This is a genomic window from Ottowia caeni (genome assembly GCF_050821495.1).
GTDB lineage: Bacteria > Pseudomonadota > Gammaproteobacteria > Burkholderiales > Burkholderiaceae_C > Ottowia > Ottowia caeni.
Window position 1 is genome coordinate 3,705,001 of sequence record NZ_CP151080.1, and the last position, 20,539, is coordinate 3,725,539.

The following is a 20,539-nucleotide window of genomic DNA, read 5'->3' on the forward strand; positions in this document are numbered from 1 at the left end:
TATTGACACCCTGGAGCTGCTTGAAGATTTGTTGCAGACCTATGAGGGGACGGTATTTCTGGTCAGCCACGACCGCGCCTTTCTGGATAACGTGGCCACCAGCACACTGGCCTGGGAAGGCCCTGGCCTGTGGCGTGACTACGAAGGCGGTGTGGAAGACTGGTTGACCCAAAGCGCGCGCTGGCGCGCATCGCAAGAGACGGAAACTACGCCATCGCCCGTGGCACAGGAAGCCCCCGCTCCAGCGGCCCCGGCAGCCATCGCGAAGAAGAAACTTTCTTACAAGGATCAGCGCGAGCTTGACGCTCTGCCCGCACGCATCGAAGCACTGGAGGCTGAGCAGAATGCTTTGCGAGCGGCGCTGGCTGATGGCTTGCTATACCAGACCGACCTGGAAAAAGCCGTGGCGATGCAAGCGCGAGACGCGAAGATTGATGAAGAATTGACAGAGGCACTGGAGAAGTGGGAGAGCCTCTCGGCATAAACTCGCTGCCCCATAAAACCGCTGCCAGAGCGTGCTCACACTCTGGCAGCGCCCAGGCGCCTATGAGCGCCGGGTGAACGGCAGCACCAGTCTGGAGGGATGCAATGCATCCCGGTAGATCTTGTGCGTAACGGGGCGGCCCACCGGCAAGTGATACGCATCCGGTGGCAGGAGCGAGTTGTGCTCGTCAGCCATCGGTTCGTCATTCATCAACTCTACCGTCAGCTTGTGGCCAGGCAGCAGAGTGGCCGCGAAGGGGTAGAGGCGAAGCACGTACTCCTCGATCTTGCCTGGCTCCACGGGAACCGCACGGTGGTGGGGATGGTAGGGGTTACCTTCCGTGGTGCGCTCGTCCAGCTCACGATGTGAAGCCTTGAGGAAACCAGTGGTAAGAAGCTGGCGCTTGCCATTGGGCGCCTCGTCCCACATGCGCAGGATCAGGTTTGTGTCGTCCTGGTCGATTTCCACGAAAAGATGCGCTGCGCCCGTGCCGATCATTTCCACGGGTTCTTCAAATACCGCAGTGCTCCAGCGCACGCATTCGGTCTTGTCGGTGACCGTTAGTGGCGCCTGGTAGAAGCCATCTGGGGCCGCATGTTCGGGGCCCATGAGTTCCGGCTCCGGTGACAGCTTGTGACGCGGGCGCAGGTAAAGCGGCTTGTACGCCACTTCCTTGGGCGGCCACTGCGTGCCGGTAGCAACGCTCCGCGTTCCTTCGACAAAGACCTTGACGGCAGGTTCGTCCATGATGCCGTTGTCGACGCCCTTGAGCCAGTATTCATACCAGCGGAACATCTTGTCGTGCTCTTCCAGCCAAGGGCGCGACTGCATCGGTGGATAGGGACCAATGTCCAGCTTTTTGGGTCCCTTGAGGACATTGAATAGCTCAATGTGACCGTCGAGGGTCCAGCCGCGGCCCTGGTCGATCTGCAGATACACAGGGATGTCGATGTTGGCGGCGAGCGTGATCGGGTTGCGTTCCTTGTACCAGGGGCCGTCGAGTTCGTTCATGACGATGTCAAACCAGAACTCACGATTTTTGGGATATTTGAGAACGTGAACCAGGTTCGGCCAAGCTGCAACATCCGGGTCTGCCAATCGCGCATCGACCAGCTTCTTCAGCTCTTCGGGTGAGTAGACATCCTGCATGCGCGAACGCACGTTGGTATGCGCAATGCCCGAATCGCCGCCACGGCCTTCGCGGGCTGCGCGAGGCATGAACCACATGATGCCGCCATGGTAAGTGGTCTCGTAGAAATCGAAGTGGCCACCGCTGACGAAAATCGCCTTGAGGTGCGGGGGACGCTCGGCAGCTGCCAGCACCTGCATGGAGCCAAAATAGGAGATGCCGATCATGCCGACATTGCCGTCGCACCATGGCTGCGCAGCCACCCATTCGATGAGGTCGTATAGGTCCTGACCCTGTGAGACGCCGCCGAAGTTGTAGTTGCCGATCATCACGCCGCCGGAATCTCCGGTGCCACGCATGTCGCCGATGACGTGAACGTAGCCCTCGTTGACGACGCGCGCGATGTCGCCAGCTTCAATACAGCCGTCCCACATGGGGCTGGGGCGGCGCTGCGGCGGCATGGAGAGGGCGAGCGCCTGCAACTCCTTGCCGTAGGCACTCATCGCGATCAACGCGGGCCGTGGCTTGTCGTCGGGACCATGATAGGCATCGACGGCGAGCTCTACGGAGTCGCGCATCGGGACGCGAATATCCTTGCGGACGGCAATGGTCTTGCCGCCTATGTTCAATGTTTCGTTCTTGCTCATGAATAACCGGATCAGTCGAGAGTGACGCCAATCTTGCGGACCACGTCGCCCATGCGCACGTATTCCTTCTTCACAAAGTCGGCAAACCCCTTGCGCGGCATGTTCGTCAGCGTGTAGCCGCGGTTGGTCATGGTTTCGCGGAATTCCGGGTTGGCCAGTGAACGGGCGACAGCGTCGTGAAGCTTGTCGAGGCGGGCCGCAGGGGTTCCCTTGGGTGCGAACAGGCCGTCCCAGGAAAAGATTTCGTAGCCGGGCACCGTGTCCGCAATGGTGGGGGTGTCGGGCAACATGGGGATGCGCTGCTTCAGGGACACTGCCAAAGCGCGCAGCTTTCCGCCCTTGACTTGGGCTGCCAGCGGCGGCACAACATCAATCATGAAAGAGACGCGGTCGCTCATCAGGTCGACATACGCAGCAGAAGATGCCTTGTAGGGAATTGCATTGACTTCGATGCCTGCCATCTGCTCCAGCATGGCGCAGGCCAGGTGCGACACTGTGCCGTTGCCACCGAAGGCGCAGCTCAGACCACCCGGGTTCTTCTTGCCGTACGCAATGATGTCAGCCACCGAACGGAAGGGCGAATTCGGGCCCACGACGAGGGCCAGGGCGGTGGTTCCGAACATGGCGACGGGTTCGAAGTCGTCAATGGAATAACCCGTCTTCTTGTAAAGAGCATGGTTCGTGCCCATGGTGCCCATGGTGCCGAAGATCACCGTATTGCCATCTGGAGCTGCCTTGGCGACATATGCCGTACCGATGTTGCCACCTGCACCAGGACGGTTCTCGACAATGATCGTGGATCCAAGCGCCTTGCCCAGCTCATTCCCGAAGAGCCGGGTCAGCGTGTCACCGCCGCCGCCTGGCGAGAAGGGAGCGACGAAAGTGATGGGATCCTTGGGCCAATCAGATGGTTGAGCCGCAGGCTGAGCAAACGCTACGGCGGGGGCCACAAGCGTGGCCATCAAGAGGGCTGCGCGTCGCGTCATGCGCGCCAATGGACTATGCACTTTTCCAGTCATGGGATTCTCCTGTTGAGTGGGTGGCACGGCAGGCGGACACCCTGCCGGATAAGCCGGCGAACGTAGGTCATCAGGATGGTAGGAGGCGGGTCGATATAGGTCAAATTGATATTAGTCATGCTTAAAATGAAATACATTCATAATCAGATTGACACGCTAGCCCATGGCCCATGAACCCAGAAAATTTCGACCTCAATCTCATTCGCGTCTTCCTGGCGGTGGCTCAGCATCGCAACGTCACTGAAGCAAGCAGGCGCCTGCATCTCACCCAGTCGAGCGTGAGCCATGCCCTTGCCCGGTTGCGCGCGGTCTGCAAGGATCCACTTTTCGTTCGCTCACGTGGAGGGATGGTGCCCACAGCAGTAGCACTGGCCATGGTGGAGCCTCTGGAGCAGGCGCTTAGATCGGTGCGCCATACACTGCACGGTGCCACGCCATTCGATCCCGCCACAGATGATCGCCAGTTTCGCCTGCTGATGACGGATGTGGGGCAGTCAACCTATCTGCCGCCCTTGCTGGAATACTTGAGCGCACATGCGCCTCAGGTGAATATCCAGGTACTCCACTTGCCGATGGATGCCTACCAAGCTGCTTTCGTGAAGGGAGAAGCTGACCTGGCCATTGGCTACCTTCCCACGCTTTACAGCGGTTTCCACCGCAGTAAGTTATTCGCAGTTCCGCAAGTGTGCATGTTGCGGGCGGGCCATCCGGACATTCATGGATCAATCTCGCTGGATCAATACCTGGCGGCGACACACATTGTGGTCGAGCCCTTCGGACGCGGGCCCGGCGTGGTGGAAAAAGCGCTGACCAAGGCGAGATTGCAGCGCAAGGTAGCGGTACGCCTACCCAACATTTTTGCCGGGCCGCTCATTGTTCGTCAGACGAACCACGTGATGACGGTCCCAGCGCATACGCATTTTCTACACGAAGAACTCACAGGCGTGCAGATGCTGCCTCTGCCCCTAAAGGTGGAAATCATGGATATCGAAATGCTCTGGCACGAACGCACGCATCATGATTCAGGCAATCGGTGGCTACGCAACGTGATCGCTGAACTATTCTCCACGCCACCACCGGGAGCACTTGAGCCACGAGTTGAGTGACGAGTTGCACGTCTCGCCAAGTCAGGTAGATGCATTCGCCACGGAGACTGAATGCATCAATCCATATGAAGGCTTCATTTCTTGGGGCGCTGCCAGTTTTCAAGGTTCATCTGCCGACCGCGAGCGACGCTCAAGGCGCCGGAAGGCACGTTCTTCGTGATGGTGGAGCCGCCCCCTATGGTGGCGCCAGCGCCGAGGGTGACGGGCGCTACCAGCACGCAATTGCTGCCTACGTGAACATCTGCCTCGATCACCGTGCGGTGCTTGTGGGCGCCGTCGTAATTGGCCGTGATGCTGCCCGCACCATAGTTGACGCGCTCCCCCACTGTGGCGTCACCCAGATAGGCCAAGTGGTTAGCCTTGGCACCTGCTGCCAACTTGGAGTTTTTCACTTCAACGAAGTTGCCAATATGCACTTCGGGCCCCAGTTCAGCACCAGGACGCAAGCGAGCGTAAGGCCCCACCAGCGCTCCGGCACCTACGGTGACTCCGTCACGCCCACCGTCAATATGAGTAAACGGATGGATGACGGCCCCCTCTTCAATGCGCGCATTCGCTATGACGCAATGCGCGCCAATTTTTACACCCGCCCCGAGTGTGACCGCTCCCTCGAAGATGCAGCCGACATCAATCTCAACGTCTTGCCCACACTCCAGAGTGCCGCGCAGATCAAAGCGCGCGGGATCAAGGAGGCGCACCCCCGCTTCCATGAGCCGCTCTGCGGCGCGACGCTGTACGCCGCGCTCCAACTCAGCCAACTGGATGGGGCTGTTGACACCCGCCACTTCCATTTCGTCTTCGATGGCCCATGCCACCACCGGAGTGCCATCGGCCACAGCATGTTTGACGACATCCGTCAGGTAGAACTCCTTCTGTGCGTTGTCGTCGCGCAGAAGGGACAAATACTGTTTCAGCAGTTTGGTGGGCGCCGCCATGACGCCGCTGTACCACTCTGTAATAGCGCGCTGGGCGAGTGTGGCGTCTTTAGCCTCCACGATGGCATGCACGGGAGAATCCTCACGACCGGGCTCAGCGCGAATGATGCGACCGTAGGCTCCGGCATCTTCGCCAGTGTCGACAGTGAGCAAGGCGATCTGCTTGCCACCGCACTGCTCCACCAAGTGCTTCAAAGTGGCAGGTTCGACCAGAGGGACATCGCCATTGAGAATGAGGGTGATACCGTCATCCGGCAACAGCGGCGCAGCCTGTTGCACCGCGTGACCTGTGCCTAACTGTGGTTCCTGGTGAACGAACTGCAGAGGGGGATGATTGCGCGAGTCGGCCTTACAGAACGCTTCCACTTCACCTGCCCCATGCCCGACAACCAACGTGGCGCCCCGCGCACCCAACTGCGCGGATGCTTTGAGGACGTGCGCGAGTAGAGGGCGCCCCGCCAGCCGGTGCAAGACCTTTGGCAAGCGGCTTTTCATTCGCGTGCCTTTGCCGGCCGCCATGATAACGACGTCGACGGGGAGTGTTTTACAAGAAGTGATGGATGCAGGCATAGGCCAGATTATCGGGCCTGCAGATGAAGCTTCGATGCTCCTCGTGGTTGTACTACGGGCCCCGCCTGCATTTTTGAGCTGCTCACCCCACGGCAGGGCCAGATGAAGCTCAACCTTCGAGCGGCTCCGTCGCTTGATATGAGGGTCGCTCACTCAGCTTGGTGTGCCATTTGGCCAAGCGTGGCGCCTGTTCGCGCCAGCCGAAGTTGTCGAAGCGGTAGTCAAAATAGCCGAGTGCACAGCCTACTGTGATGCTGCCTATCGACAAGGGGGCGGACGTCAACGCTTCTGCCTCAGAATCCAGCAGCTTCAAAGAGGTACGTGCCTTCAGCTCGAATGCATCTATCAAAGGCTTGAGGGGCTGCTCACGTTCACGTTCGTTACGCCACAGAATCAAGGCGTCGAGCAAGCCATCGCCAAATGCGTGCCAACGCAGGGACTGCCAGCGCGCTTCTCCCTCGCTCGGAAACAGGCTGCCGCCCGCTAGATCGTTGAGGTATTCGCAGATAACCACCGAATCAAACAAGGTCGATCCGTCAGGACGCACGAGTGTGGGGATCTTGGAGAGTGGGTTGTACTCCATGATCGAGGGGTTCGGCTTGAGCATGGCTGCTACCGAACGGACCAGCTCCAGACGAGGCACTACGTTGAGTTCATGCGCACAGATCATGACCTTGCGCACGTAGGGCGACTTGGGCGACCAGTGGAGTTGCAGTTTTTCGCTCATCAGATGACCTCCGCGGCGCGCAGCGCCTCAATGTGGGTAGATGTGTAACCCAGTTCTTCCAGAATAGATTGACTGTGCTCGCCCAGGAGCGGTGGCGCTGATCGAATGGGCAGCGATTCACCTTCGAAGCGCATGGGGCTGGCTACCAGGGGCACATCCACGCCCGCAGGGTGCGGCACTTGACGCAGCATCTGCCTTTCACGCACTTGCGGTTCTTCAAACACCTCGGCGACGCTGTTGATTGGCCCGCATGGCACGCCGACGGTGTCCAGCGCCGCGATCAGATCCTCGCGGGACCGCTGCGCGAACTCGCTGCGAAGCAGAGCAGACAGTTCACCGATGTGGCGCACCCGTTGCGCGTTCGTTGCAAAGCGCTCGTCGCTCGCCCACTCGTTCCTTCCAAACACCTGACACAGCTTGGCAAACTGGCCATCATTGCCCACGACCAGAATGACGTCGCCGTCTGCGCAGGAATAGACGTCCTGCGGCTGGATGTTGGGGTGCGCATTTCCGTTGCGTTGCGGAACTTTCCCGCTCACCAGGTAGTTCATGGCCTGATTGGCGAGGGTGGCCACTTGAACGTCTAGCATGGCTATGTCGACGTAGCCGCCGACACCCGTTTCGTTTCTCCGTGCAAGGGCAGCCAATACCGAGACAGCGGTGTACATCCCGGTCATCAGATCGACGATGGGAACGCCCACTTTTTGCGGACCACCGCCGGGCTTGCCGTCTTTCTCACCGGTGACGCTCATGAGACCGCCCATCGCTTGAATGAGGAAATCGTAGGCGGGCTGGTCGCGCCGCGGACCGGTCTGGCCAAACCCGGTGACAGAACAATAGATGAGGCGCGGGTTGATTTTGCGCAACGAAGCTTCGTCGAGTCCGTAGCGAGCCAGCGTGCCCGCCTTGTAGTTTTCCAGCACGATGTCAGCGCGCTTGGCAAGCTCCTTGACGATCTGCTGGCCTTCGGGCTTGTCAAGGCTGACCGTGATGGAGCGCTTGCCGCGGTTGACGGCCAGGTAATAGCCCGCCTCCTTGGTGGGCTGGCCCTGCGCGTCCTTAAGGAAGGGAGGTCCCCAGCTACGGGTGTCGTCGCCAACACCCGGCCGCTCGACCTTGATCACTTCGGCGCCCAGATCGGCGAGGATCTGACTGGCCCAAGGGGCTGCCAGGATGCGGCTCAGATCGAGAACCTTGACGTGAGATAACGGACCGGCTTGCGTGCTCATGTGAGAGAGATTGAATGCGGTGAAAAAATCAGATGCGGCTGAAGGATTACTTTTCAGCCAGGAGTCCCAAGGTGCCAAGCAACTGCTGCATGGCGGCCTTGTCCTTCTGCACGAAGGCAGTGGTCTCGGCGGGAGTGAGCTTCAGCTGCTCGGCGCCTTGGTTGGCCAGAACCTTCTGCCACTCCGGGTCCGCGCTCACACCCTCAAAAGCCTTGTGAAGGGTTTCGATGATCTCCGGAGGGGTTCCCTTGGGGGCAGCCAGCGAGTACCAGGTGGCCGTGGCCGTGCCCCCATATCCCAGCTCTGCCATGGTGGGCACCTGGGGCAACAGCGGCGTGCGCTGGGTGCCGCCGTAGGCGACTGCCTTCAGGCGACCTTCTTCGATGAAGGGCCTGGTGGCAGACAGGTTGAGCATGCCGAGCTGTACCTGCCCACCCAGCAGATCCTTCAGAGCAGGTGCCGCGCCGCCGTAGGGCACGTGGGTCATGCTGATCTTCGCGGCCTGAGCGAAAGCCTCCGCGCCCAGGTGGGTCGCGCCGCCCGTGCCGGCAGAAGCGTAGTTCAGAGCTCCCGGGTTCTTTTGGGCGTAGGTCATGAGCTCCTTCAGGTTGCTCACACCCAGGGAAGGATGAGCGACCAGCACATTGGGCTGGTTTGCCACCACGGCAATGAACGAGAAGTCGGCGATCCCGTCATAGGGAATTTTCTGCATTAGCGGAGTGACGACGTGCCCAGCTGAGGTGCTGATGAGCAGCGTGTAACCGTCGGGCTTGGCGCGTGCCACGTATCCCGTGCCGATGGTGGCGGCTCCTCCCGCCTTGGATTCGACCACAAAGGGCTGATTCAAGCGCTTTGAAAGCTGCTGCCCCAAGGCGCGGGCCATGGCGTCGGCAGGCCCCCTGCAGCATAGGGATGGACCAAGGTAACCGGCTTCGTGGGCCAAGCTGACTGCGCATGAGCCAGGGGAAGAATGGCTACAGCAGCCGACAACAGCATGCCTCGGCGCACAAACGAGGTGACGGACGATTTGACAGGCGATGTAACGGAAGAGGTCATGGTCATGCTCCAGTAACGAAGGTGATTACGGCTTTGACGGGATGCGAGGCTAAGTGGTGATTTGAGGGCTGGCAGGCTCGCCGAGCTCCCACCCTTCGCCACCTGGTGGCTTTTGCAGCATCGGACGGTGGAAAATCTCCCCCAGGCCTGCATAGAATGGACCGCCGAGACGGGCCAAGGGGCGCAGGGCGACGGAATCCACGCGATGGCCGTCATACACGGTGTTGGCCAAGTGGAAGGCAACTACCTCGCCGATGTAGAGCGTATTGATACCGCGCCCGAGCTTCACTGCCTGATCCAGCCGGCACTCCATCTGGACAGGCGCACTCGCGATGCGGGGTACCCGCACATGCTTGCTGGGAAGCAAATCAATGCCGAGCACTTCTGTCTCACTCACGTCGGGGCCAAACTCCTGAGCGCTGCGATGCATGAGTTCCATATCGGCTTCAGTGGCAATGTTCACAACAAACTCGCCAGTGGCGGCGATGTTGCGCGCGGTGTCCTTGATGCTTCCACTGCCTGGCCGCAACGCCACATTGACCGCCAGCATGGGTGGGCTGGTGGCGACGTAGTTGAAAGAGCTGAACGGTGCCGCATTCACACGCCCTTGTTCGTCGACTGTGGTGATCCAGGCGATCGGGCGTGGCACTACGCATCCCACAAGAAGGCGGTAGGCGGTTTCAGTGTCGAGAGCCTCACCGTCAACCAGATGAAAATGTTCTTGCTTCATGACGTTATCTGTAAAGCCGATCAGGGTTGTTGGTCAGGATCTGCTGCACCGCGGCATCGCCACCCGCCCAGTCCATGAACATGTCGAGGAGGCGAACAGTGTCAGGGGTGGGAGTCACTCGCAAGTGCGGCCAGTCACTGCCCCAAACCAGTCGCTCTGGGTTGGCGGCGATCATCTGTTGCTGGAAGGCGCGACCAACCTCCCAGTCAGGCTCCTGCAGCAGATTGCGATAGGCACACAGTTTCACCCACACGTTGCCGCTTTCAAGGAGATTCAACAACGTACGGAAACCGGGCTCATTGATGCCTGCCCGAGGATCGAAGCCACCCATATGGTCGATGACAACGGGAATAGGCAGTTCGCGAAGTTCGTGGGCAATTTCAGGGAGGGCCTTGCAATCTGTCCATACCTCGGCGTGAAGGCCGGCATCCGCCAGGGTGGGGACAAGCGCTCGAAGATCCGCCATGGAGGCGCTGCCGGCAAAGTTCGTACCGGCCCCGCTGCGATGGCTGAACCTCGCACCTCTGACTCCCCGCTCACGCAACCCTGTCAGCGGCAAGGGGCTGTCTGGCCTGACCACGACAACGCCTCGCAGTGTGGGTTGTGCCGCCAGAGCATGCAGGAGCAGGGAATGATCATCGCCGTAAGCGCTTGGATGAACCAGCACGCCATGTCTCAGTCCCAGGCGGCGCAGCAGCGCCGTGTACTGCTGCTCTACCGCTTCCGGCGGCGTGTAGCTGCGCTCTGGCGATAGCGGAAACCTCTCGTAGGGTCCAAACAGGTGAGCATGGCAGTCCCAGCCACCGAGGTTGTTTTCGGTAGCAGTCACGGCAGCGCTCCTTCCTGAGGCAGTGCGAAGGCGGGCTCGACGCCTTCAGGCAAGGGAATTTCATGGCAATTGAGGGTCATTGCCACCATGGTGTAGTAGCCCACCAGGGCGGTGAGCTCCACCACGGTGCGGACGCCAAAGCGGTTGACAACCGCCGCATGTGTGTCGTCGGACACCGATTTGTACTTATTCAGTTCGGTGGCATAGCGCCAGATGACAGCATCGTCTTCGGACATTCCGACAGGTTCTACCTGTGCGAGCAAGGCTTCCAGAATGGGCGCTTCGATTCCAGCTTTTTCCCCCTCGATGCGGTGGGCATACCACTCAAACGGTGAATTGCAGGCACGGCCAGTGATGAGAATGGCCATCTCGGACAGCCGCGGCGGCAGAGAGGTTTCGTAACGAAGCATGGCGCCCAGGCCTTGCCATTTTTCCGCAAGCTCCGCGTTGTGCAAGGCAGCTCGCAACGGGCCCTGAATCCTTCCGCGCGGCCCAGAAACGATCTTATCGAGCACAGCACGCTGTGCGGGGTTCATGTCTTCGGAAGGAAACAGTGGAATGCGTGGCATATGCGATGTGGGAAGTGATGGACTTCGCTGTAGTCTTGATAGTCAGGTGGCAGATTAGCGCCCGGTGAAAACCGGTGGACGCTTTTCGGCAAAGGCGAGTTGCGCTTCCCGCGCATCGTCGGTCTTGGCAATCTGCGCCGTCATGTCCTGCTCATAGCGGTAGCCATCGCGCAGGCTCATGTCTTCAATGACATTGAGCGTATGCTTGAACATGCGCGTGGCGACGGGGCTCTTGGATGCGATATTGCGGGCGATTGAATAGGCCTTTTCCATCAGTTCCTCTGGCGGCACGCATGCCTCGACAATCCCGAGGCGATACAGTTCCGCGCCGTCTACACGCGTGCCGGTCAGCGCCATGAAACGCAAGCGCGAGTGGCTGAACAGACGCATGGCATGACGGCCGCCGCCAAGAAGGCCGACATCGACTTCGGGCATGCCCAAGGTGGCTTTTTCCGATGCGATCAATATGTCACTAGAGGCCGCCATGGCCAAACCCGACCCGAGCGCTGCGCCGTTGATGGCCACGATCACCGGCTTGGCGCATTCGCGAATGGCGTGGAAGCACTCACGTGTGCGACGCGAATGCGCGGGCAGATCGCCAGGCCCCTTGATCACATCCTTGCGCCCTTTCAGATCCGCGCCAGCGCAGAACACCTTGCCTGCCCCCGTGAGAACCACTGCACGCACGTCGTCCATTTCGGAGATGCGGTCCAGCGCCAGTGTGAGTTCGTCGTTTAGAACGCGCGTGAGGGCATTCACAGGTGGCGCATTCAGCGTCAGGGTGGCAACGAAGCTCTCTATCTGGACTTGGAGCTGGGTCAGGTCATTCATGGCAGGGTCCGGTCACTTGGTTAACGGTATTCTTTATAGGAGCTGATACAGCCGCGATCGGCGTTTCGCGGCTAAAACCGCTCCTACAAATAGGGGGACTATCAAAACAATGCCTTTAGGAAAGGCTCGGCGATTGGTATGCAGTCTAGAGTGGTTCGTGAGGTGCGGCATCTACCGTTCCTGCAAGGCTGGTATGCGGCGCGCGAGCGTATTCAAAGAGCGCTGCTGCTCTGAAGGCTGCTAGGGCGCAGCCCTCAGAGCCTGCTTAAGGTCTCATCGCGGGTCGATCAATACAGGAACTTCACCAGCATCACTGGAGGCGAATGCCCGCCTTCTTCACGACGCCGGCCCAACGGGTGGATTCCGATTGCATCAGCTTGCGGTATTCGTCGGGGCTGGTGCTGATGGCTACGGCGCCGAGATTGGCAAGGCGTGTTTTCACATCAGCCGTGGCGAGTGTGGCGACCAGCGCTTTGTGCATCTTTTCAAAAATAGGCGCGGGCAGACCACTGGGCGCGATGATGCCGTAATTGGATTCTGCGACGACATTCGGCAAGCCAAGTTCTGCCGTGCTCGGTACGTCGGGCAGGAGTTCCGAACGACGTGGGCCAGAGACCGCGAGCATCTTGACCCCGCGCGAAGTGAAGGCGCGCACTGCGGGCAAATCAGCGGCCAGAACCTGCACCTCGCCGCCCAGCAAACCTGCGACGGCGGGAGCAGCGCCCTTGTAAGCAACGTGGACCATATCGATGCCCGCTTCCTGGGCCAGCAGCGCGGCACCCAGATGAGGCGTGGTGGCGTTGCCGGCGGAACCGTAGTTCAGCTTGCCAGGCTCTTTCTTGGCCAGCGCGATCAACTCCTTGAGGCTGTTGACGGGCACCGTGGGTGCGACGTTGATGACTTGGGGCACTCGAGCCACCAGAGAGATGTAATTGATCTCGTTGACGTCATAGGGCATTTTCTGCAAGTGGGGCAGCACCGTGATGCCGCCGGGCACGCCAAAGCCGAAGGTGTAGCCATCGGGCTCGGACTTGATGGCCGCGTCCATGCCGATGATGCCGCTGGCGCCAGCACGGTTGTCGATGATGATGCTCTGACCAAGCTCCTCACCCAGGCGCTGCTGGATGGCGCGCGCGATCTGGTCAACCGGGCCGCCCGGTGGGTAAGGCACGACGAGCTTGATCGGTCGGTTGGGCCAGTTGCTTTGGGCCTGCGCCGGAACAATCGCGCCGGCCATGAGTGCGGAAGCAAGGATAAGCAAAGAACGCTTTTTCATGGGTTTCTCCTGAGATTTGGAATGAAAACGAACACGGAAAACTGCCCTCTCCTGCGAATGGCAGATTGACAAATATCGAGGTACGCTCGCTTGATGAAGCCAGGCAAACTTGGCGCCCCCGTTCTTGGTTAGCGGGATATCGGGTTAGCTGGGCAACTCCAAAACCGTCTTGGCAAGGATGTTTCGCTGAATTTCGTTGCTCCCGGCAAAAATCTTGGCATTCATGGCGTTGAACAGCGGTGCCACCACGTGCAGGTCTATCTCCTCGGTATGGCAATGGTCTCGGAACGCACCGCAGTCCTGGGCCGATTCGATCAGCAGCAGTGCAAGCCGTTCGTATGTCTCGGTCGACCATATCTTCAGCATGGAGATGGTCGGCGGGATAGGGTCGCCCCGTTTCGCCAATTCAGCAAAGCCGGCGTAGGCGGCACCAAGATCTGCGGTGTCGAGTTGCAGCTCGGCCAAGCGTGACGCAAATGCCGGGTCGTCGAACAAGCCGCGTTGGCGTGCCAGTGTCTCCAACTGATGCAGCGTATGCTGGGAGTGTTTGGGACTTCCGGTGAACAGGCGTTCGAAACCGAGCAAGGCCTTTGCCACTGTCCAACCTTGGTTGAGTTCGCCGACCAGGTTTTCTCGCGGCACGCGCACGTCATCAAAAAAGACTTCGCAGAATTCCTGCTCTCCAGCGAGGTTGCGGATAGGGCGCACGGTGATGCCTGGCGTTTTCAAGTCAACCAGCAGGAAGCTGATGCCTGCCTGCTTCTTGACCGTTTTCTCGGTTCGCACCAGCATGAACATGTGGGTGCCGTCACTGCCCCAGGTGGTCCATGTCTTTTGACCGTTGACGATGAAATGATCCCCGTCGAGCACAGCTTCCGTACGCAACGCGGCAAGATCTGACCCAGCGTTGGGCTCAGAGTAGCCTTGCGTCCAGACATGCTCGCCCGCCAGCACTTTCGGCAGGAAGCGCTGACGCTGCTCCTCAGTGCCGAAACGCATAAGGATGGGTCCGACCATGATGAGACCCTGATCGGGTGAGCGGGCCACGCCCCAGGCCTCGGTCTCTTCGATGTAGGCGATCAGCTTGTCGGGTGGGAGTCCCATGCCGCCGTACTCCTTCGGCCATGCAGGAGCCAACCAGCCCAGGCGCGACAGGGTCATGTACCAATCCCGTGATTCGGCCCAGGTTTGGCGGTAAGGCATGTACCTGCGATGCTCAGGGTAGTATGTGGCGAACAAGGCGCGCACCAGCGCCCGAAACTGCACCTCAGGCATGGCTTGCCAATCCTGATGAGGCGAAAAATCAGGCGATTCGGCCAGCACAGGCGTCGATGCTTTGGCGGCGCCACGGGTGGTCAGTTGCTGCCAGCGGCGGCGGTGGGCCGCCGCGTTGCCCCAGCGACTCGCGAGGGCCATGGCCCGCTTGAAGTACAAGCCCACATCGTACTCATTGGTAGTGCCGATGGCACCATGCAACTGCACCGCCATGCGCGTCATTTCGGTGGCCGCATAGGCGCATCGGGCCTTGATTCGGCTGGCGGTGGCTGCCAGATTTGCATCTGTCAGCGCTGCCACACCCTCACGCAGAGAGGCGGTCGCCAACTCCACCTGTATCAGGCCGTCAACCAGGCGATGTTGCAGGATCTGAAAGCTGCCTATGGGCTTGTCGAACTGGACGCGTGTGGTGAGGTAGTCGCGCGTCAGCTCCAGCGAGCGGCGCGCAATGCCCAGCAACTCAGCACTCTGCGCTATGCGGGCGACGTCATTGGCATGGCATAGCGCGGTGTGTGCAGTCTCGCCCTGGGCTACCAACTGGCCCTGCGCGTCATCCAGGTGCAGCATGGCAATGGCGCTACCGTCTACACCGATAAGGCGTTCGACCCGCAGACCGGCGGCATCTGCCGCCAGCCAGCAGAGAGCGAATCCGCTCTCCGATTGCGCGGCAATTATCCATCCGTCGGCTCCCAAGCCGGGACTCACAAATGACTTTGTGCCCGAAAGGACTACGCGATCCCCTTCAAGACGCGCGGTCGTCCGACACTGCGACGGCTCCAGTGGGCCCGCGCCTTCCTGCCAGGCCACCCCTGCGACCAACGCACCCGATTGCAAGTCCGCCAGGAGTTGGTCGCGCAATCCTCCGGCCGGTGCGCGAGCCAGCAATGCCAGCGGATGGACACCCGCGTCAACCAGAGGCTCGGGAAGCAGATGACGCCCCGCTTCTTCAGTGATGGCCACTAGCTCGGCAACTCCCAGACCAATCCCGCCATCGTCTTCGGGAACGATAACGGAGAGCCAACCCAGCTCAGCGATTTCGCGCCAGACTGCACGGTCGAACCCGCCGCCGGCAGCCTCAAGCTCACGAACGCGCTGGCGCTGATCGGCACCACTCAGAAATCCTGCGGCGCTGTCTTTGAACATTGTGATGGAGTCGGATTCCGCCATGTCAGATCACCTTCTCAGCACGCAGTTTGTTCAAGCGCTCGTCGTCAAACCCGAGCCGCTCACGCAACACCTCATCAGTGTGTTCCCCGAGCACCGGAGGGGCGCGGTGGTATTGAACCGGCGTTGCTGAGAACTTCACAGGGTTGGCTACCTGCGGGACACTACCCGCTGTGGAGTGCGGCAAGTCAAAGCGCATTTGCCGATGCACGATCTGAGGATCGGCGAAGACCTCGGCGAAACCATTGATGGGACCAGCGGGGACGCCCGCGGTTTCGAAGATGTCGTACCAGTCGCGCACGCCTCGCGTGAGCAACACTGTCGATATCAGCGGAATCAGCACCTTGCGGTTCTTGGCCCGCATGGGGTTGGTGGCAAAACGCTCATCCGAGGCCCATTCGGGGTGCCCCAACTCTCGCGCCAAGGCAGCAAACTGGGTGTCGTTGCCCACAGCGATGACGATCTCCCCATCGGCACATACGAAAGATTGCCATGGGCAGGTGATGGGCGACGCGTTACCCAAGCGTGGCGGCTGCTGACCAGAGACAAGATACATCATGCCCACATGGGAAATGGAAGCCACCTGCGCATCAAGCAAAGCCAGATCAATGTACTGGCCTTCGCCCGAAACCATGTCGCGATGCCTGAGGGCCGCGAGGATAGCGCTCACTGCGTAGAAGCCTGCCGTGATGTCACCCACGGAATACCCTACGCGCAAAGGTCCACCACCGGGCTCTTCGTCGGCATGTCCGGTGATGCTCATGAGGCCGCTCATGGATTGAAACAGCGGATCGTAGCCAGGCAAGTGGCTGTAGGGGCCGGACTGGCCGAAGCCGCTGATGGAACAATAAACCAGCCGCGGATTCACTTCCCGGAGCGAAGCGTAATCCAGGCCATAGCGCGCCAGGTCTCCGGCCTTGAAGTTCTCGATCACGATGTCGCTGTCCTTGGCCAGCTCTCGCACAAGCGCCTGGCCTTCAGGCCGCGAAATATCGACCGTCACTGAACGCTTTCCACGATTCATCGAGATGAAGGAAGAGGTCTCCCGCGTCTCGCCACCCTTGGAGTCGCGCACGCGCAGCCCCTGATGCCGGACATCGTCGCCACGCCCAGGACGTTCCACCTTGATCACATCGGCCCCAAAATCGGCCAGCATCTGCGCCGCCCAGGGTCCGGAAAACACACGGCTCAGGTCGAGCACGCGAACGCCGTTCAAGCTACCCATCGAAAAGTCTCTCCTGTTGGTATGTGCTGAATCTATGGGAACACAGGCAAGTCAGACCACTCATCTGACGGCATACCTGCTTTGCAGGCCATCCCGCGCCGCCTTGCGCGTATCCGGCGCGCTCCCTGTCGCAAGGGTGATTCATTCTGGACACGCACGCCATTTCTGGACAAGAAGTGAAGCTGGATAGCAGCCTTGCGCACTTTGGCATGGCTCCAGCCATCCTGGTTGATAAAGTCTTGGAATATCAAACAAAAGGAGACAAGCTTGCTCAAGTCCCGTCTAAAACCTTCGCCAATCAACCGGCGCGCGTTTGTCGCCACTGTGGCGGCCGCGGCTGTGGCAATGCCACTTTCCGCATGGGCCGCTTTTCCCGACAAGCCTTTGCGCTTGGTGGTTCCCTTTCCTGCGGGAGGTGCAGCCGACGTGATGGCACGTGGCATGGCACAGCAAATGAGCCTGCAATTGGGGCAGCAGATCGTCATCGAGAACCGTGGCGGCGCCGGTGGAACGATCGGCGCGGAACTGGTCGCACGCGCTCCGGCCGACGGCTATACGCTGTTCTTCGCCACCATGGGCACTCATGCGATCAATTCAGCGCTCTACCCAAAGCTGCGATACGACCCGATCAAGGATTTCGCGCCGATTGCGCTCACCCACATCACGCCCAGGGTGCTGGTGGTGGGGCCTTCGCTCAAGGTCCGCAGCGTCAGCGAATTGATTGCGCTCGCTAAGGCCAAACCGGGCACGATCACCTATGGTTCCGCCGGCAACGGAAGCTCAAGCCATCTTTCAGGCGCACTGTTCAGTAGTATGGCTGGCGTCGAGATGACGCACGTACCCTATAAGGGAAGCGCCCCGCTGGTGACTGACCTGCTGGCAGGCCGAGTGGACGCCACCTTTGATTCATTTACCGTGTATGAAGAGTTCATCAAGGCGGGACGAGTGCATGCCCTGGCGGTGACCTCCAGCAAGCGCATGGGGGCACTGCCACAGGTACCCACGCTCGACGAAGCAGGTCTCAAAGGGTATGAAGTCTCCAACTGGTTGGGCGTGCTCGCGCCTGCAGGCACGCCTAAAGAGGTGGTCACCCAGCTGAACGAAGCCATCGTGCGTGCCATGGCCGACCCAGGTCTGAAGAAGCAGCTCACCGGCTTGGGGATTGAGGCCACCGCTTCATCGCCCGAGGAGTTGGGGAACCTGATCCGCAGCGAGATCCCGAAGTGGGAACGCATCGTGAAAAGTTCTGGCGCGCGTCTGGAGTGAGCGCCCTACCCGGCCGTCAGCGCCAACTTCTGCCCATACGCGACGCCAACGGGCCTGCGCATATCGACGTCATTGTCGAAGGCGCGGGAGCGCCGCTGGTCCTGCTCCCGTCCTCGCTACGCGATTCTGAAGATTTTGATGAGCTCGCTGAGCTCCTCGCGGCGGCAGGCTTCCGGGTGCTGCGTCCGCAACCGCGTGGCATGGGGCGGAGCAGCCCGCCTCCCGACGGAATGACGCTGGAGACACTGGCGGACGATGTTGCCAGCGTCATTACCGAGTTGAGTGCCGCACCCTCCATCGTGGTGGGTCATGCCTACGGTCACTGGGTGGCGCGCCTGACCGATCAGCGCCATCCACAGCTGGTGAGAGGCGTGGTGGTGCTGGGTGCGGCGGCTCGAGAGTTTCCTCCGGGAATGGCGGAGGCGCTCGCCATCGCCTCAGATCCCTCGCGCGACGAGCAAGAACGTCTGAGCGCTCTACGAACGTGCATGTTTGCGCCCGGCAATGACCCAAGAACATGGCTAGAAGGCTGGCACCCGCAGTGGCGCACGGCCTACCGCCAGGCCTCACAGCATCCGCCCAGGGAGCAGTGGTATCGCAAAGGCCACGCACCCCTGCTCGATTTACAGGGTTCCTGCGATCCGTGGAGACCTGCGTCCACCAGACGTGAGTTGGCCGACGCGTTGGGCACGAAAGTCACCGTCCAGGAAATTGCCAACGCCAGCCATGCCCTGGTGCCCGAGCAACCGCTTGCCGTGGCGGCAGCGATCGCTGCATGGGCAGGCAACTTGAGCCAGACTGCGCAGCAATAACACCTGCACAATTCCGCACAGTTCACTACCAACTGGATAATCGGCCAGATGCACAGGCCCAAAGCTTCAGAGTTCCAACTCGACATCACCTCAGATCTTCAGAAGTGGCGCTCGTTCGTCGCGATTGGAGAGTTGGGCAGCCTCACGCGGGCTGCGCTCTTTCTGGACAGCAGTCAATCGTTCCTGAGCCGCCAAGTCAATGCGCTGGAGCGCGAATGTGGCGCTCGGCTGTTCAATCGTACCGGCCGGGGTGTGGAACTGTCGGAGGCGGGAGAGCGGTTGTTCCCGCAGGTCAAGGAATTGCTGGAGCGTGCCCAATCATTGGAGCATGATATTCGCGCCGACTTGCACGAGCCAGTAGGGAGCGTGACCGTGGCCTCGCTGCCCTCTATAGGCACCATTTTGATTGGACGGCTTTTTGCGGAGGTACGCGCCAGACACCCAGGCGTGAGCCTGAAGGTGCTCGAAGGATCAAGCGGGCAAGTCGAAGAATGGCTGAGCGACGCACGCACCGACCTCGCGATTCTCTACCGTTATGGCCCTACCCTGCCTGAGCAGGAAGAAGCTTTGGCCACGGTAGACAGTTACCTCATCGGCGGCAAGGGCGACCGCATGACGACCCAGCCGACGATACCGTTTTCCAGCCTGGATGGCTTGCCTTTCATTCTTCCCGCTGCACCCAACGGACTGCGCACCGCCCTGGACGCGGGAGCGAGGAGAAGCCGCATCAGCATAGCGCCCGTGATTGAGGCAGACTCTCTACCGTTGCAAAAGCAGTTGAGCGCCGATGAAGGGCTTTATACCGTTCTGCCCATTCACGCGGTCTGGAACGAGGTTCAGGAGGGGAAGCTGCAGGCGTCCCGGATCATTGACCCCTCGTTTACACGGATCGTCTCGTTGGCTTACTCAAAGTCTAAAGGTCCTACACGGGCGGTGACCGCCGTGGCCGCGAGGTTGACGGACATCGTGGGGCAGATTGCACGTCAGGGCATCTGGCTGGCTGATTGAGGGCGCACCCCCAATGAAACGCCAATGCTCAGGGGCTCTTTAAAGACGGTGACCCCAGGCCATGCTCCAGCATGCCAACCACCTCTTCTGCAAACGCGGCATAACTGATCGGGCCGCCCGGGCGCAACCAGGTGAAGGTCCAGTTGATCATGCCGAACAGTGTCATGGTGATGGCGGTCTGGTTGCGGGCATTCAGGCGCGCAGGGTAGGCTCGCCGCAGAAATCGGCCGACGGCAGCCACCACGTCACGCTGTCGATTGAGAATGATATCTCGCTGCTCTGGCGACAGAAACTGAGTGCTGCCCAGCAATGCTGCATGCCGTGTGGCTGAAGTCTCGTACTCGCGCAGGAAGGCTCGAACCAGCTCATGCAGCGCGGCCCGCTCGTCCAGCGCCCGACGCTCGGCACTGGCTTCCGCCTGGCCGATGATGAGCAGCAGCTTCTGCGTGTAGCGATCCAGCAGATCAAAGAGGATCGCGTCTTTGCTCTCGTAGTAGTGATAGAGCCGCGCCTTCGACGTGCCGCACGCAGCGGCAATATCGTTCATGCTGGTGGCCGGGTAGCTCTGACGAGCGAAGCAGGCCGCCGCGACGTCTAGGATTTCGTCACGGCGCTGATCATGCGAGGCGGAAATAGGGCGTGCCATAGGCTT

General features: G+C 60.4%; 19 protein-coding genes and 1 pseudogene (1 of these 20 cut by a window edge). 5 read left to right on the forward strand and 15 right to left on the reverse strand.

Annotation, left to right across the window (positions count from 1 at the left end; all coding sequences use genetic code 11):
• Positions 1–484: pseudogene (locus AAAK34_RS17475) on the forward strand (ATP-binding cassette domain-containing protein); it begins 1,389 nt to the left of the window's first position.
• Positions 485–544: 60 nt separating this feature from the next.
• Here the strand turns inward: AAAK34_RS17475 and AAAK34_RS17480 are convergent.
• Together AAAK34_RS17480 and AAAK34_RS17485 are read right to left on the reverse strand one after the other, a co-directional pair.
• Positions 545–2,260 carry a CocE/NonD family hydrolase gene (locus AAAK34_RS17480; RefSeq protein WP_231697137.1) on the reverse strand — a complete coding sequence of 572 codons (1,716 nt, stop codon included), beginning with the start codon at positions 2,258–2,260 and terminating at the stop codon, positions 545–547.
• Positions 2,261–2,271: 11 nt separating this feature from the next.
• Positions 2,272–3,279: a tripartite tricarboxylate transporter substrate binding protein gene (locus AAAK34_RS17485; protein WP_231697136.1), complete on the reverse strand. Its 1,008-nt coding sequence runs from the start codon at positions 3,277–3,279 to the stop codon at positions 2,272–2,274.
• Positions 3,280–3,449: 170 nt separating this feature from the next.
• On the opposite strand from AAAK34_RS17485, the gene AAAK34_RS17490 reads away from it, so the two are divergent.
• The gene (locus tag AAAK34_RS17490; RefSeq protein WP_231697135.1) at positions 3,450–4,385 is read left to right on the forward strand and encodes a LysR family transcriptional regulator; all 936 of its coding nucleotides are present in this window, start codon (positions 3,450–3,452) and stop codon (positions 4,383–4,385) included.
• Positions 4,386–4,459: 74 nt separating this feature from the next.
• On the opposite strand, the gene glmU is transcribed toward AAAK34_RS17490, so the two are convergent.
• The 12 genes from glmU to AAAK34_RS17550 form a co-directional block, all read right to left on the reverse strand.
• Complete coding sequence (gene glmU, locus AAAK34_RS17495) at positions 4,460–5,890, reverse strand: bifunctional UDP-N-acetylglucosamine diphosphorylase/glucosamine-1-phosphate N-acetyltransferase GlmU (protein WP_231697145.1); 1,431 nt, start codon at positions 5,888–5,890, stop codon at positions 4,460–4,462.
• Between the two features lie 109 nt (positions 5,891–5,999).
• Positions 6,000–6,617, reverse strand: coding sequence for a glutathione S-transferase family protein (locus tag AAAK34_RS17500; protein ID WP_231697134.1), 618 nt, complete (start codon positions 6,615–6,617; stop codon positions 6,000–6,002).
• Positions 6,617–7,846 carry a CaiB/BaiF CoA transferase family protein gene (locus AAAK34_RS17505; RefSeq protein ID WP_231697133.1) on the reverse strand — a complete coding sequence of 410 codons (1,230 nt, stop codon included), beginning with the start codon at positions 7,844–7,846 and terminating at the stop codon, positions 6,617–6,619. Before AAAK34_RS17505 ends, AAAK34_RS17500 begins: the two co-directional genes overlap by 1 nt.
• Positions 7,847–7,892: 46 nt before the next feature.
• Positions 7,893–8,693 carry a tripartite tricarboxylate transporter substrate binding protein gene (locus AAAK34_RS17510; RefSeq protein WP_431777513.1) on the reverse strand — a complete coding sequence of 267 codons (801 nt, stop codon included), beginning with the start codon at positions 8,691–8,693 and terminating at the stop codon, positions 7,893–7,895.
• Entirely contained in the window at positions 8,690–8,902 is a 213-nt protein-coding gene (locus AAAK34_RS17515; RefSeq protein WP_431777514.1) for a hypothetical protein, read from the reverse strand. Before AAAK34_RS17515 ends, AAAK34_RS17510 begins: the two co-directional genes overlap by 4 nt.
• A gap of 49 nt (positions 8,903–8,951) precedes the next feature.
• The gene (locus AAAK34_RS17520; protein WP_231697131.1) at positions 8,952–9,632 is read right to left on the reverse strand and encodes a flavin reductase family protein; all 681 of its coding nucleotides are present in this window, start codon (positions 9,630–9,632) and stop codon (positions 8,952–8,954) included.
• A gap of 4 nt (positions 9,633–9,636) precedes the next feature.
• Positions 9,637–10,461, reverse strand: coding sequence for an amidohydrolase family protein (locus tag AAAK34_RS17525; RefSeq protein WP_231697130.1), 825 nt, complete (start codon positions 10,459–10,461; stop codon positions 9,637–9,639).
• Positions 10,458–11,030 (reverse strand): carboxymuconolactone decarboxylase family protein, encoded by a 573-nt coding sequence (locus AAAK34_RS17530; protein ID WP_431777515.1) that lies wholly within the window; start codon positions 11,028–11,030, stop codon positions 10,458–10,460. The genes AAAK34_RS17525 and AAAK34_RS17530 overlap by 4 nt, the downstream gene beginning before the upstream one ends.
• A gap of 54 nt (positions 11,031–11,084) precedes the next feature.
• Positions 11,085–11,861, reverse strand: a complete 777-nt coding sequence (locus AAAK34_RS17535) for an enoyl-CoA hydratase/isomerase family protein (protein ID WP_231697128.1) — start codon at positions 11,859–11,861, stop codon at positions 11,085–11,087.
• Positions 11,862–12,171: 310 nt separating this feature from the next.
• On the reverse strand, positions 12,172–13,137 hold the full coding sequence (locus AAAK34_RS17540; protein ID WP_231697127.1) for a tripartite tricarboxylate transporter substrate binding protein: 966 nt from the start codon (positions 13,135–13,137) through the stop codon (positions 12,172–12,174).
• A gap of 144 nt (positions 13,138–13,281) precedes the next feature.
• The gene (locus AAAK34_RS17545) at positions 13,282–15,579 is read right to left on the reverse strand and encodes an acyl-CoA dehydrogenase (RefSeq protein WP_231697126.1); all 2,298 of its coding nucleotides are present in this window, start codon (positions 15,577–15,579) and stop codon (positions 13,282–13,284) included.
• 1 nt (position 15,580) lies between these two features.
• The gene (locus tag AAAK34_RS17550) at positions 15,581–16,801 is read right to left on the reverse strand and encodes a CoA transferase (RefSeq protein WP_231697125.1); all 1,221 of its coding nucleotides are present in this window, start codon (positions 16,799–16,801) and stop codon (positions 15,581–15,583) included.
• Positions 16,802–17,068: 267 nt separating this feature from the next.
• On the opposite strand from AAAK34_RS17550, the gene AAAK34_RS17555 reads away from it, so the two are divergent.
• Genes AAAK34_RS17555 through AAAK34_RS17565 form a run of 3 tightly spaced genes read left to right on the forward strand, consistent with a single transcriptional unit; the run spans position 17,069 to position 19,887 of the window.
• A complete protein-coding gene (locus tag AAAK34_RS17555; RefSeq protein WP_431777516.1) occupies positions 17,069–18,067 on the forward strand; it encodes a Bug family tripartite tricarboxylate transporter substrate binding protein in 999 nt (332 codons plus the stop codon).
• Complete coding sequence (locus tag AAAK34_RS17560; RefSeq protein WP_231697123.1) at positions 18,064–18,879, forward strand: alpha/beta fold hydrolase; 816 nt, start codon at positions 18,064–18,066, stop codon at positions 18,877–18,879. The genes AAAK34_RS17555 and AAAK34_RS17560 overlap by 4 nt, the downstream gene beginning before the upstream one ends.
• Before the next feature lie 48 nt (positions 18,880–18,927).
• Positions 18,928–19,887, forward strand: a complete 960-nt coding sequence (locus AAAK34_RS17565; protein ID WP_231697122.1) for a LysR family transcriptional regulator — start codon at positions 18,928–18,930, stop codon at positions 19,885–19,887.
• A 28-nt stretch (positions 19,888–19,915) separates the two neighbouring features.
• Here the strand turns inward: AAAK34_RS17565 and AAAK34_RS17570 are convergent, their stop codons facing one another.
• Entirely contained in the window at positions 19,916–20,533 is a 618-nt protein-coding gene (locus AAAK34_RS17570; RefSeq protein WP_231697121.1) for a TetR/AcrR family transcriptional regulator, read from the reverse strand.
• Positions 20,534–20,539 lie beyond the last annotated feature (6 nt).